The sequence below is a fragment of the Nonomuraea fuscirosea genome (assembly GCF_035917475.1).
GTDB lineage: Bacteria > Actinomycetota > Actinomycetes > Streptosporangiales > Streptosporangiaceae > Nonomuraea > Nonomuraea fuscirosea.
Window position 1 is genome coordinate 7,864,599 of sequence record NZ_CP109074.1, and the last position, 11,995, is coordinate 7,876,593.

Here is an 11,995-nt window from a genome sequence, read left to right on the forward strand (position 1 = left end):
CGGGCTCAGTGGATCAGCCCAGTAGAGTGACGGCATGCCGTTGCCCACGGAGCTCGTACGAGACTTCGTGAACACCTTCGACGTCGAAGCCCAGGCGGACGAGCTGTCCTCCCCCGCCGACCTGGCCCTGTGGCTGCGCGAGCGCGGCCTGACGGGCCCGCGTGACCGCGCCTCCGACGACGACCTGCACACCGCCCACGCCCTGCGTGACGCCCTCAGAGCGGCGCTCGGACGAGGCCCGGCCCAGCACGAGCGCCCGGCCGAGCAAAGGCGAGCGGCCGAACGACAGCGACTGGCCGAACTGCCCCCGCTGCCCCTCCTCGTCACCCTCGGACCTGACGGAGGACCGCGGCTGATCCCAGCGGACGGCGGCGTGGCAGGCGGGCTGGCACGCATCGCCGCGGCGGTGGTGGCCGCGTCGTGGGACCGGCTCAAGGTGTGCGCCGAGGAGACCTGTCAGTGGGCGTTCATCGACTCGTCGAAGAACCGTTCCCGCTCGTGGTGTTCGATGCGGGTATGCGGCAACCGCACCAAGACGCGGGCTTACCGGGCGAGGAAGCGGGGTTCGCGTCGTCTCCAAGGCTCAAACACCGATACGGTGTAACTCGTGCCTTGTGGCATGGACGGCAGGCGAAGGAGCGGGCCGAGATGGCAGACGTAGGCGTCCGGGCGGCCCGGCGCGAGGATGTTCTCCAGGTTGCGAACACTCAGATCCGCGCCTGGCGCTACGGCTATCGGGACTTCCTCCCGGAGGGCCCACTCGAGCAGATGACCGGCGCGGCGGCGGAGAAGATGTGGCTGCGCCAGTGGGACGAGGCGATCGCCGCCCCGCCCTCCCCCATGCATCGGGTGCTGGTGGCGGTGGAGACGATCCTCGACACCGAGGGCTTTCCCGCGCTGGGCGCGGGCGGCGCGGGAGCCGCCCTGGTCACCCCGCGCGGCGGTGAGCGCGTGGTGGGCCTGGCCTCCCACGCCCCCGCGGAGGACCCCGACCTCGACCCCGGGGTGGCGGCCGAGATGCTGACGTTGCTGGTCGACCCGGACTTCGTCCGCAGGGGCCATGGCAGCCGGCTGCTCAACGCCACGGTCGACTATCTTCGTGACGACGGGTTCCGGCAGATCGTCACCTGGGTGTTCGCCGACAACTACGCGGTGCTCGGCTTCCTGGAGTCGGCCGGCTGGGGTGAGGACATGGCCGAGCGCGTCCTCGACATGGGCCGTCCGATCCGGATGGTCAGGCTCACCACCGACATCAGCTAGAGGTAGAAGCAGCACATGGCAACGCCCTCCCAATGGATCGCCGGCGCCCGCCCACGCACCCTTCCCAACGCCGTCGTGCCCGTGATGGTCGGCACCGGCGTCGCGATCGGCGAAGGCGGCTTCGTGTGGTGGCGGGCGGTGCTGGCCCTGTTCGTGGCGCTGTCGCTGCAGATCGGCGTCAACTACGCCAACGACTACAGCGACGGCGTGCGCGGCACCGACGACCAGCGGGTCGGGCCGATGCGGCTGGTGGGCTCGCGGGCGGCCACCCCGCGCGAGGTGCTGACGGCAGCTCTGGCCTGTTTCGCGCTCGCGGCGGTGCTGGGGCTCGTCCTGGTCGTCGCCACGCAGGCTTGGTGGGTGCTGCTGGTGGGCGCCGCGGCGATCGCCGCCGCCTGGTTCTACACCGGCGGCAAGCACCCGTACGGCTACCGCGGGCTCGGCGAGGTGGCCGTGTTCGTCTTCTTCGGCATCGTCCCCGTGATGGGCACGGCCTACGTGCAGACGGAGCACCTGAGCTGGGCGGCGCTGATCGCCTCGATCCCGGTGGGGCTGCTGTCGTGCTCGATGCTGGTGGTCAACAACCTGCGCGACGTCGGCACCGACGGGCAGGCGGGCAAGCGTACGCTGGCGGTGCTGCTGGGCGCCGAACGCACCCGTACGCTCTACGTGGCCTGCCAGGTCGTGCCGTTCGTCGTGGCGCTGGCGATGATCCCCATCACGCCCTGGGCGGCCCTGGTGCTGCTCGCGGCGCCGCTGGCGGTCTCCCCCATCAGGGCGGTGCTGAGCAAGGCGGTGGGTCCCGCCCTGATCGCGGTGCTGCAGCAGACGGGCAAACTGCAGATGGCGTACGGGCTCCTCTTCGCCGTGGGCCTGGCGATCGTCTTCTAGCCGTCTTCTACAGTGGGACGGTGAAGGATTTCATCGCCGGTCTGCCCAAGTGCGAGCTGCACCTGCACATCGAGGGCACGCTGGAGCCCGAGCTCAAGTTCGAACTGGCCGCCCGCAACGGGCTGGAGCTGCCGTACGCGACCGTCGAGGAGATGCGGGCCGCCTACACCTTCGACAGCCTGTCCTCCTTCCTGACGATCTACTACGAGGGCATGCGGGTGCTGCGCACCGAGCCCGACTTCTACGACCTGGCGATGGCCTACCTGCGCAGGGCCGCCGAGCAGAACGTCCGCTATGCGGAGATCTTCTTCGACCCTCAGGCGCACACCTCGCGCGGCGTGCCGTTCGACGTGGTGATCAGAGGGCTGCGGCGGGCGCTGCTGGACGCGCACGCCCAGCTCGGCGTGCGGGCCCAGCTCATCATGTGCTTCCTGCGGGACTTCCAGGCCGAGTACGCGATGGCGACGCTGCTGGAGTCGCTGCCGTACAAGGAGTGGATCGTCGGCGTCGGGCTCGACTCCGACGAGAAGGGCAACCCGCCGGCCAAGTTCGCGGCGGTCTACGAGCGGGCCAGGCAGGAGGGTTACCTGCTGACCATGCACTGCGACGTGGACCAGGACGACGCGATCGAGCACATCCGCCAGGCCGTCGAGGAGATCGGCGTCGACCGGATCGACCACGGCGTCAACATCCTCGAGGATCAGCGGCTGGTGGAGGTGGTGCTGGCCCGCGGCACGGGGCTGACCTGCTGCCCGGTGTCCAACGGCTACGTCACCGACTCGATGAAGGCCGAGGGCATCCGCAAGCTGATGGACCTGGGCGTGCGGGTGACGGTCAACTCCGACGATCCGGCCTACTTCGCCGCGTACGTACAGGAGAACATCGAGGCCCTGCACGACGCCCTCCAGCTCAGCCGCGAGGAGCTGGCGCGACTGCAGCGCAACGCCTTCGAGATCACCTGGCTGCCGCGCCACGTCAAGGACGCCTACCTGACAGAGATCGACGCCTACCTCTCGTGAGCGTCCCGCCGAACCGCTAGCCTGGAGGTCTCGAAGGCAAGGCCCCAGTGACTTCCGACGCAGCGATCGCGAGGGATCGTGGCAGATCGGCCCAGGGTGTCCACGGACATCGAGGAGTTCGAGCGGGCACTCGCTGAGTGCGTCGCCATCGCCGGACGGTCGGTGCCCGGAGCACCGATGCTGAGCGTCGTGCTGTGCTCCGGTGACGGGCCGCGGACCGCGGCCACCTCCCACGCGCGGGCCAGGCTGTTCGACGACCTGCAGACGGCCGTCGGGCAGGGGCCCGTCCTCGACACGATCGACAGCGGGCGGTCCGTGACGACCCGCGACCTGGCCGCCGACTCCCGCTGGCCGAAGTTCGCGCAGCAGGCGCCGGAGATCCGCACGGTGCACTGTGAGCCGCTGGAGTCGGAGGGAGCGCTGCTCGGCGCGTTCACGCTCTACTCAGGAGAGGACGGCCCGCCCGATGCCGTCACCCAGCTGAACGCCCGAGGGCCCGCCGCCGAACCGGACGCCGCCGGGTTCGGCGCCACGAGGCTCGCCATGCGGGTCAGCGCCGCCCACGTCGGCGTCCTTCACCGTACGGCGCTGGACACGGCCAGGATGCGCGACGTGGCGGACCAGCTCAAGGAGGCGCTCACCACCCGCGCGATCATCGACCAGGCCCTCGGCATCGTCATGGCGCAGCGCCGGTGCACCGCGCAGCACGCGTTCGAGCTGCTGCGTCACGTCTCGCAGGACAGGAACGTCAAGCTGCACCAGCTCGCCGCCTCCATCGTGGAGCAGGTGAGCGGCGAGCCGGCCCGGCGTTCCCGCTTCGAGGAGCCGCCCCAGCACGTCACCGGCCGCCCCGTCCGCGGCCGCTGAGGCCGGCCGCCGGGCACCGGCATCACGCGAGCGTCCACGCGCCGTCCAACCGCCCGACCCGCTAAGGCCGGCGGCGCATCACCACGCGCGGCGCGATCTCGATGCCGAGCTCCCGTTCGTGCTCGACCAGCGCCCGCAGTTGCGGCCCCCACTCGGCCTCGGGCACCGGGGTGAAGCCGTGCCGCGCGTACCAGGGCGCGTTCCACGGCACGTCGCGGTACGTCGTCAGCGTGACGCCCGGCGCGCCGGCCGCCCGCGCGTGGTCGACGACGGCCGTCACCAGCCGCCCGCCGATGCCCTGACGCATGCGCTCGGGACGCACGGCGAGCTGATCGAGATGGAGACTCCCGTCGACCCATCCGACCAGCGCGAACCCGTCGGGCGGCTCACCCTCGACCAGGACGGCGCCGGGGTCGGCGGCCTCCTCGATCATGGTGGTGCCGGGCGGGAAGACGATGCCCACCTGCTCGAACAGCCGGTCGGCGGCCAGCTCTATGGAGACCAGCCCGGGAAGTTCGTCCGCTCGCGCCCATCGCACCATGGCGACACGATCTCATTTTTCTGGCCGAGCTCGCCGCTCATATTAGGGTTGAAGATCGTAGGCCTGGCTGTGCGGAGCCGGGACCCTCTCCTCACGACGTGCCCACGGCCGAGTACGGTCGTGGGCACGTCGTGTGTACATCCATAGAACCCGTCAGAGGTCGAGCAGCGGCTCAAGGCCGATGGTCAGGCCGGGCAGCTCGCGCACCCGGCGCACCCCGAGCAGCACCCCCGGCGTGAACGCCGACCGGCTCATCGTGTCGTGCCTGATGGTGAGGATCTCGCCGTCGCCGCCGAGCAGCACCTCCTGGTGCGCGATCAGCCCGGACAGCCGCACCGCGTGCACGTGCACGCCGCCGACGTCCGCCCCGCGCGCACCGTCGAGGGCGGTGCTGGTCGCGTCGGGCATCGCGCCGGTCCCGGCCTTGGCCCGGGCCTCGGAGATCAGCTCGGCCGTACGCCGGGCCGTGCCGGAGGGCGCGTCGGCCTTGTTGGGGTGGTGCAGCTCGACGATCTCGGCCGACTCGAAGTAGCGGGCCGCCTGCGCGGCGAAGTGCATCATGAGCACGGCGGCGATGCCGAAGTTGGGGGCGATGAGGCAGTTGGTGCCGGAGCTCGCGGCCAGCCAGCCGCGCACGGTCTCCAGCCGGCCCTCGTCGAACCCGGTCGTGCCCACCACGGGGTGGACGCCGTGCCCGATCGCCCATTCGAGGTTGCCCATGACCACGTCGGGATGGGTGAAGTCGACCACCACCTCGGCGCCCTGGAGCCCCTCGATGGAGTCGTCCTTGTCGAGCGCGGCCACCAACTCCATGTCGGTGGCCGCCTCGACCGCCTTGCACACCTCGACGCCCACACGCCCCTGGGCGCCGAGCACACCTACCCTGATCACAGGGCGAGCCTATCCCAATCGGCGCGAACGCCCGTTCAGGCGATGGCGTCGGAGAAGTCCTTGTCGCCGTACGGGCCGATCACGGCCAGCGTGAGCGGCCGGTTGAGCACGTCGCGGGCGACCTCGGAGATCTCCTCAGGGGTGACGGACTCGATGCGGGCCAGCACCTCGTCGACCGACATCAGCTCGTCGTAGACCAGCTCGTTCTTGCCGATGCGCGACATGCGCGAGCCGGTGTCCTCGAGGCCGAGCACGAGCCCGCCGCGCATCTGCCCCTTGCCGCGCATGATCTCGTCGGCGGTGATGCCCTCGGTGACCACCCTGGACACCTCGTCCCGGCAGATCTTGAGCACGTCGTCGATCTTCGACGGCAGGCAGCCCACGTAGATGCCGAACTGGCCGGTGTCGGCGTAGGCCGAGGTGTAGCTGTAGGCCGAGTAGGCCAGGCCGCGCTTCTCCCTGATCTCCTGGAAGAGCCGGGACGACATGCCGCCGCCGAGCGCCGCGTTGAGCACGCCCAGCGCGAAGCGGCGGTCGTCGGTGCGGGACAGGCCGGTCGTGCCGAGCACCAGGTTGGCCTGCTCGGTGGGCCGGTCGAGCACCGCGAGGCCGGAGCCCGACGCGGCGCCGGGCCCGCTGGTACGCGGCGGCGCGAACTCGGCGGGGCCGGTCAGCGCCCCCGCCCGCTCGTAGGCCCTGGCCACCAGCTCGACGACCTCTTCGTGCCGGATGTTGCCCGCGACGGACACCACGGTGCAACGGGGCCGGTAGTAGCGGTGGTAGTACTCGGAGATCCGCTCGCGGCCGAGGGTGTTGATCGAGTCGACCGTGCCCAGGATGGGCCGGCCGATCGGCGAGTCGCCGTAGAGCGCGGCGGCGAACTGCTCGTGCACCACGTCGGAGGGATCGTCGTCGTGCATGGCGATCTCTTCGAGGATCACGCCCCGCTCGGACTCGACGTCCTCGGCGGTCACCAGCGAGCTGGTCACCACGTCGGCGAGCACGTCGACCGCGACCGGCAGGTCCTCGTCGAGGACCCGCGCGTAGTAGCAGGTGTACTCCTTCGCGGTGAAGGCGTTGATCTCACCGCCGATGCCCTCGATGCTGGCCGAGATCTCCATCGCGTCACGCGTCGGCGTGCCCTTGAACAGCAGGTGTTCGAGGAAGTGCGTGGCCCCCATGTGCTCGGGGGCCTCGTCACGCGAGCCGATGCCGACCCACATGCCGACCGCGACGCTGCGCACGGTCGGCATGGTCTCGGTCACCACGCGCAGCCCACCCGGGAGGACGGTGCGCCTCACCACCCCGGCTCCGTCCTTGCCGGGGTGGAGCGTGGTCGTCGTCACGAGTTCCGGTCGTCTCCATCGGAGCGGGTGTTGCGCACGCGGGTGCGGGTGCGCCGGGGCCGCTCGGACCGCTCCTCGGCGGCCGGGGCCGCGTCGGACGGGGCCGGAGCGTCGGAGGTGTCGCCGTCGGCGCCCCTGGCCTCCTTCTCGGCGGCCTCCTTCTCGATGACCTCGACCGGCACCAGGGAGAGCTTGCCCCGGCCGTCGATCTCGGCGATCTCGACCTGGATCTTCTCGCCGACGCCCATGACGTCCTCGACGTTCTCGATCCGCTTGCCGCCGTGCAGCTTGCGGATCTGCGAGACGTGCAGCAGGCCGTCCTTGCCGGGCATGAGCGAGATGAACGCGCCGAACGCGGCGATCTTCACGACCGTGCCCAGGTAGCGCTCGCCGACCTCCGGCATGTGCGGGTTGGCGATCGCGTTGATCGCCGAACGGGCGGCCTCGGCGGCGGGCCCGTCGGTGGCGCCGATGTAGATCGTGCCGTCGTCCTCGATGGTGATCTCGGCGCCCGTGTCGTCCTGGATCTGGTTGATCATCTTGCCCTTCGGGCCGATGACCTCGCCGATCTTGTCGACCGGGACCTTGATGGTGATGATGCGCGGCGCGGTCGGGTTCATCTCCGCCGGGGAGTCGATCGCCTCCTGCATCACGTCGAGGATCGCCAGGCGGGCGCCCTTGGCCTGCTTGAGCGCGCCGGCCAGCACGCTGGCGGGGATGCCGTCGAGCTTGGTGTCGAGCTGCAGGGCGGTGATGACGTCCTTGGTGCCGGCGACCTTGAAGTCCATGTCGCCCATGGCGTCCTCGGCGCCGAGGATGTCGGTCAGCGTGACGTACTCGTCACCCTCGCCGATCAGGCCCATCGCGATGCCCGCGACCATCTCCCTGAGCGGCACACCGGCGTCGAGCAGCGCCATGGTGGAGGCGCAGACCGACCCCATCGAGGTGGAGCCGTTGGAGCCGAGCGCCTCGGAGACCTGCCGGATGGCGTAGGGGAACTCCTCGCGCGTGGGCAGCACCGGGATCAGCGCCCGCTCGGCCAGCGCGCCGTGACCGATCTCGCGGCGCTTGGGCGAGCCCACCCGGCCGGTCTCACCGGTGGAGTAGGGCGGGAAGTTGTAGTTGTGCATGTAGCGCTTGGTCCGCTCGGGGTTGAGCGTGTCGATGACCTGCTCCATGCGCAGCATGTTGAGGGTGGTGATGCCCATGATCTGGGTCTCACCGCGCTCGAACAGGGCCGAGCCGTGCACCCGGGGCACCACGTGGACCTCGGCCGACAGGGCGCGGATGTCCTTGGTGCCGCGGCCGTCGATGCGGATGCCCTCCTTGACGACCCGCTCGCGCATGAGCTTCTTCATCACCGAGCGGAACGCGCCGGAGATCTCCTTCTCGCGGCCCTCGAACTCGGGCAGGAGCTTCTCGGCGGCCAGCGCCTTGACCTTGTCGAGCTCGTTCTCGCGCTCCTGCTTGCCGGCGATGGTCAGCGCGGCGGCCAGCTCGGTCTTGATCGCGGCTTCGACGGCGTTGAGCACGTCGTCCTGGTATTCCAGGAACACCGGGTATTCGGCCGTCTCCTTGGCCGCGACCTGCGCGATGCGCGACTGCGCCTCGCAGAGCACCTTGATGAAGGGCTTGGCGGCGTCGAGGCCCTGCGCGACGGTCTCCTCGGTGGGCGCGACCGCGCCCTCGGCGACCAGCTTGAGCGTGTCCTTGGTGGACTCGGCCTCGACCATCATGATCGCGACGTCGCCGTCGTCGAGCACGCGGCCCGCCACGACCATGTCGAACGTGGCCCGCTCCAGCTCGTGGTGCGTCGGGAAGGCCACCCACTGGCCGTCGATCAGCGCGACGCGCACGCCGCCGATCGGGCCGGAGAAGGGCAGGCCGGCCAGCTGCGTCGACAGGGACGCGGCGTTGATCGCGACCACGTCGTAGAGGTGGTCGGGGTTGAGCGCCATGACCGTGGCGACGACCTGGATCTCGTTGCGCAGGCCCTTGACGAACGACGGGCGCAGCGGCCGGTCGATCAGCCGGCAGGTGAGGATGGCGTCCTCGGAGGGACGGCCCTCACGGCGGAAGAACGAGCCGGGGATGCGGCCCGCAGCGTACATTCGCTCTTCGACGTCGACCGTGAGCGGGAAGAAGTCGAACTGTTCCTTCGGGGACTTCGACGCGGTGGTGGCGGACAGCACCATCGTGTCGCTGTCGAGATAGGCGACGGCGGAGCCGGCCGCCTGGCGCGCGAGGCGACCGGTCTCGAACCGGATCGTGCGCGTGCCGAATGAGCCGTTGTCTATGACGGCTTCAGCGGTGTGGACACCCTCCACGGGGGACCTCCTTGTGGTCGGTCTCCCGCGCCCTTTTCTCACCGGCACCCTCGTTAGGTGCAGCGCCGGTCTTCGATCGAAGCGCCCGGTCAAGTGTGTTTGTTACCGGAAGCCACTACCGAGGACCGGCCCGCAGGCGTCGCGGGTCGCATGGTGCTGAGCGGACGCGGGGGCTGTGTGTCTCGGATCTTCAGTTGTACGTCAAGCGCGGGGCGGTTTTCATCTCGCCACGCGTCCTGACCGTATGGGGTCCTACCCCATATGAGAAGGGAGCGGCGCGGACGCCGCTCCCTTTCAGACTATCGGCGCAGGCCGAGCCGCTCGATGAGCGTACGGTAGCGCTGGATGTCGACCTTCTGCAGGTACTTCAGCAGGCGGCGCCGGCGCCCGACGAGCAGCAGCAGACCACGACGGCTGTGGTGGTCGTGCTTGTGCGTCTTCAGGTGCTCGGTCAGCTCGCTGATGCGCTTGCTGAGCAGCGCGATCTGCACCTCGGGCGACCCGGTGTCGCCGTCGGCCGTCGCGTACTCCTCGATGATGGTCTTCTTGGCAGCGGTGTCGAGGGACACGGCTCTCCTTCGATCTACGGACACGCGCGAATGTGATGGAAGCGCGAACGACCGTGCGTGCCTACAGTCGCCGCGTGAAGGCCGTCATGGGCAGCGCGCAGCACCGCCGCTACAGAGCCGACATGCAAGGCTACCACCAAGCGTCCGGTGCTCGGGGCAGGTCGTGGCGCGGCCCCGCGTAGGGGGGCCGGCGCGGGTCAGGACCCAGGTCAGGGCTCGGGTGCGGGCGCGGGTCAGCTCGTCAGGCGGCGGGTGGCCTCCACGTCGGCGTGGATCTGGTCGATCAGCGCCTCGATCGAGTCGAAGCGGGTGTTGCCGCGCAGCCGCGCGGCGAACTCGACGGCCACGTGCACGCCGTAGAGCTCCAGGTCGTCGCGGTCGAGCGCGTACGCCTCCACCGTGCGCGGCACGCCCTCGAACGTCGGGTTGGTGCCGACCGAGATCGCCGCCGGCCAGCGCTCCCCCTCGTAGAGGGCGGGCAGGTTGGCCACCGGGACACACTCCAGCCAGCCCGCGTAGACCCCGTCGGCCGGGATCGCGGTGTGCTGCGGAGTCTCGACGTTGGCGGTGGGGAAGCCGAGCTGGCGCCCGCGCTGGTAGCCGCGGACGACGACGCCCTCCACCCGGTGCGGCCGGCCGAGCTGCCGCGCGGCGGCCTCCACGTCTCCGGTGACGAGCCGCTCGCGGATCGAGGTGGCGGAGACGTCGTCGAGGTGGGGCACGGTCTCGACCTCGAAGTCGTATTTGTCGCCCAGCGTCCTCAATATCTCGACATCGCTGCTCGCGTCCTGGCCGCCGAACGTGAACCGCTCCCCCACCACGACCACCGCCGCCCGCAGCCGCTCGGCCAGAACGCTCTGCGCGAACTCGCCAGGACCCCCGCCCGGCGGACCGGCCCCGAACGGCACCACGTCGACCTCGTCGAAACCGAGCCCGGTGAGCAGCTCCGCCCTGCGCCGCGGGCCGGTCAGCACCTGCGGCCGCGCCCCGGGCCGTACGGCCTCGTCGGGGCGCTCGAAGACGACGGCCACGGCGCGCAGCCCGCGCTCACGGGCGACGGCGACGGCCCGCTCGGCCACCCGACGGTGCCCGCGGTGAACCCCGTCGAACACGCCGATGGTGACGACAGACCTCTCCGAACCCTGCACGCCCCGGCCCCATTCGCTCGTTCCCGCATCAACGCGTACAAGCCTGCCATGCGCGTCGGCATTCCCTCCAACCGAGGGGACTATCATCGGGCATCATGCCTCGTTACGCGCTACTGATCCTGCCTGCCTTCAACCGGGTCTACGGAGAGAGCTCCGTCCGGCTGACCCGTAACGAGCTGGCCGTCTTCAGCGCGCGGGCCCTCGCCGCCGAGGTGCTGAGCAGCGAGGAGACGCGGATCGGCGGCGTCCCCTATGTGACCTTCGAGACGGCGAGCCCGCTGAGCGACGCGGACGTGGCGCTGCTGTCCGACCTGTCCTCCGTCTACGCCGTCTTCGGGCTGGAGGGCGAGCTGCTCAGGCCGCTGGCCATGCGTCCGCGCGACCGGCTCAGCAGCGACCTGATCACGATCCAGAAATACGCCGGCAAGACCAACGAGCACTTCACCAAGCTGCTGCTCAACGTCACGGCGCTGGCCCGCGACGAGGGGATGGGCGGGAGGTTGTCGGTGTTCGACCCGATGTGCGGGCGCGGCACCACCCTCAACCAGGCCCTCACGTACGGCTACGACGCCTACGGCATCGACGTGGACGGCAAGGACTTCGAGGCCTACACCGGCTTCGTCAAGACCTGGCTGCGCAACAAGCGGCTCAAGCACACCGCGGAGACCGTGCCGGTGCGGCGCGAGCGGGCCCTGGTCGGCCGCCGGTTCAACGTCACCTTCGGGCTGTCGAAGGAGGCGGTCAAGGCCGGCGACACGCAGCGCCTGACCGTGGTCAACGCCGACACCCTGAAGAGCCGCGACTTCTTCCGGCCGCGCTCGTTCGACATCGTGGCGACCGACGCGCCGTACGGCGTCCAGCACGGCAGCAAGGGCGGCGGCGGGCTGTCACGCAGCCCGCTGGAGCTGCTCGGCCGGGCCGTGCCGGTCTGGGCCGAACTGCTGCGCCCCGGCGGCGCGATGGGCATCGCCTGGAACACCTACGGCGGCAAGAGCTCCGAGCTGGCCAGGATCCTCACCGACGCGGGCCTCGACGTGATGGACTACCCCGACTTCGAGCACTGGGTGGACCAGGCGATCGTCCGCGACATCATCGTGGCCCGCAAGCCCCGCTGACCGCCGGGCGGCGGAACGTCC

General features: G+C 70.4%; 12 protein-coding genes. 6 read left to right on the forward strand and 6 right to left on the reverse strand.

Going from position 1 to position 11,995, the window contains the following annotated elements; all coding sequences use genetic code 11:
* Positions 1-34 precede the first annotated feature (34 nt).
* From OIE67_RS35695 to OIE67_RS35715, 5 genes are all read left to right on the forward strand, one after another.
* Positions 35-604 carry a CGNR zinc finger domain-containing protein gene (locus OIE67_RS35695; RefSeq protein ID WP_326628796.1) on the forward strand — a complete coding sequence of 190 codons (570 nt, stop codon included), beginning with the start codon at positions 35-37 and terminating at the stop codon, positions 602-604.
* 44 nt (positions 605-648) lie between these two features.
* Positions 649-1,260 carry a GNAT family N-acetyltransferase gene (locus OIE67_RS35700; RefSeq protein ID WP_181307001.1) on the forward strand — a complete coding sequence of 204 codons (612 nt, stop codon included), beginning with the start codon at positions 649-651 and terminating at the stop codon, positions 1,258-1,260.
* A 15-nt stretch (positions 1,261-1,275) separates the two neighbouring features.
* A complete protein-coding gene (locus OIE67_RS35705) occupies positions 1,276-2,151 on the forward strand; it encodes a 1,4-dihydroxy-2-naphthoate polyprenyltransferase (RefSeq protein WP_326628798.1) in 876 nt (291 codons plus the stop codon).
* Between the two features lie 20 nt (positions 2,152-2,171).
* Positions 2,172-3,170, forward strand: a complete 999-nt coding sequence (locus tag OIE67_RS35710) for an adenosine deaminase (protein ID WP_106235194.1) — start codon at positions 2,172-2,174, stop codon at positions 3,168-3,170.
* A 96-nt stretch (positions 3,171-3,266) separates the two neighbouring features.
* Complete coding sequence (locus OIE67_RS35715; RefSeq protein WP_326628800.1) at positions 3,267-4,037, forward strand: GAF and ANTAR domain-containing protein; 771 nt, start codon at positions 3,267-3,269, stop codon at positions 4,035-4,037.
* Between the two features lie 61 nt (positions 4,038-4,098).
* Here the strand turns inward: OIE67_RS35715 and OIE67_RS35720 are convergent, their stop codons facing one another.
* From OIE67_RS35720 to OIE67_RS35745, 6 genes are all read right to left on the reverse strand, one after another.
* Positions 4,099-4,578 carry a GNAT family N-acetyltransferase gene (locus tag OIE67_RS35720; RefSeq protein WP_326628801.1) on the reverse strand — a complete coding sequence of 160 codons (480 nt, stop codon included), beginning with the start codon at positions 4,576-4,578 and terminating at the stop codon, positions 4,099-4,101.
* Between the two features lie 153 nt (positions 4,579-4,731).
* Positions 4,732-5,469 carry a 4-hydroxy-tetrahydrodipicolinate reductase gene (gene dapB, locus OIE67_RS35725; protein WP_106235187.1) on the reverse strand — a complete coding sequence of 246 codons (738 nt, stop codon included), beginning with the start codon at positions 5,467-5,469 and terminating at the stop codon, positions 4,732-4,734.
* Between the two features lie 35 nt (positions 5,470-5,504).
* Positions 5,505-6,815 carry a M16 family metallopeptidase gene (locus tag OIE67_RS35730; protein ID WP_326628803.1) on the reverse strand — a complete coding sequence of 437 codons (1,311 nt, stop codon included), beginning with the start codon at positions 6,813-6,815 and terminating at the stop codon, positions 5,505-5,507.
* Positions 6,812-9,142: a polyribonucleotide nucleotidyltransferase gene (locus OIE67_RS35735; protein WP_326628805.1), complete on the reverse strand. Its 2,331-nt coding sequence runs from the start codon at positions 9,140-9,142 to the stop codon at positions 6,812-6,814. The genes OIE67_RS35730 and OIE67_RS35735 overlap by 4 nt, the downstream gene beginning before the upstream one ends.
* A 299-nt stretch (positions 9,143-9,441) precedes the next feature.
* Positions 9,442-9,711, reverse strand: a complete 270-nt coding sequence (gene rpsO, locus OIE67_RS35740; protein ID WP_106235181.1) for a 30S ribosomal protein S15 — start codon at positions 9,709-9,711, stop codon at positions 9,442-9,444.
* 233 nt (positions 9,712-9,944) lie between these two features.
* Complete coding sequence (locus tag OIE67_RS35745) at positions 9,945-10,859, reverse strand: bifunctional riboflavin kinase/FAD synthetase (protein WP_326628808.1); 915 nt, start codon at positions 10,857-10,859, stop codon at positions 9,945-9,947.
* A 95-nt stretch (positions 10,860-10,954) separates the two neighbouring features.
* Between OIE67_RS35745 and OIE67_RS35750 the strand changes: the two genes are divergently transcribed.
* Positions 10,955-11,974 (forward strand): TRM11 family SAM-dependent methyltransferase, encoded by a 1,020-nt coding sequence (locus tag OIE67_RS35750; protein WP_326628810.1) that lies wholly within the window; start codon positions 10,955-10,957, stop codon positions 11,972-11,974.
* The last annotated feature ends 21 nt before the right edge of the window (positions 11,975-11,995 follow it).

Coding starts and splice junctions, on each gene's coding strand:
- OIE67_RS35695 (WP_326628796.1), top strand. CDS start 35: ATGCCGTTGCCCACGGAGCTCGTACGAGACTTCGTGAACACCTTCGAC.
- OIE67_RS35700 (WP_181307001.1), top strand. CDS start 649: ATGGCAGACGTAGGCGTCCGGGCGGCCCGGCGCGAGGATGTTCTCCAG.
- OIE67_RS35705 (WP_326628798.1), top strand. CDS start 1,276: ATGGCAACGCCCTCCCAATGGATCGCCGGCGCCCGCCCACGCACCCTT.
- OIE67_RS35720 (WP_326628801.1), bottom strand. CDS start 4,578: ATGGTGCGATGGGCGCGAGCGGACGAACTTCCCGGGCTGGTCTCCATA.
- OIE67_RS35750 (WP_326628810.1), top strand. CDS start 10,955: ATGCCTCGTTACGCGCTACTGATCCTGCCTGCCTTCAACCGGGTCTAC.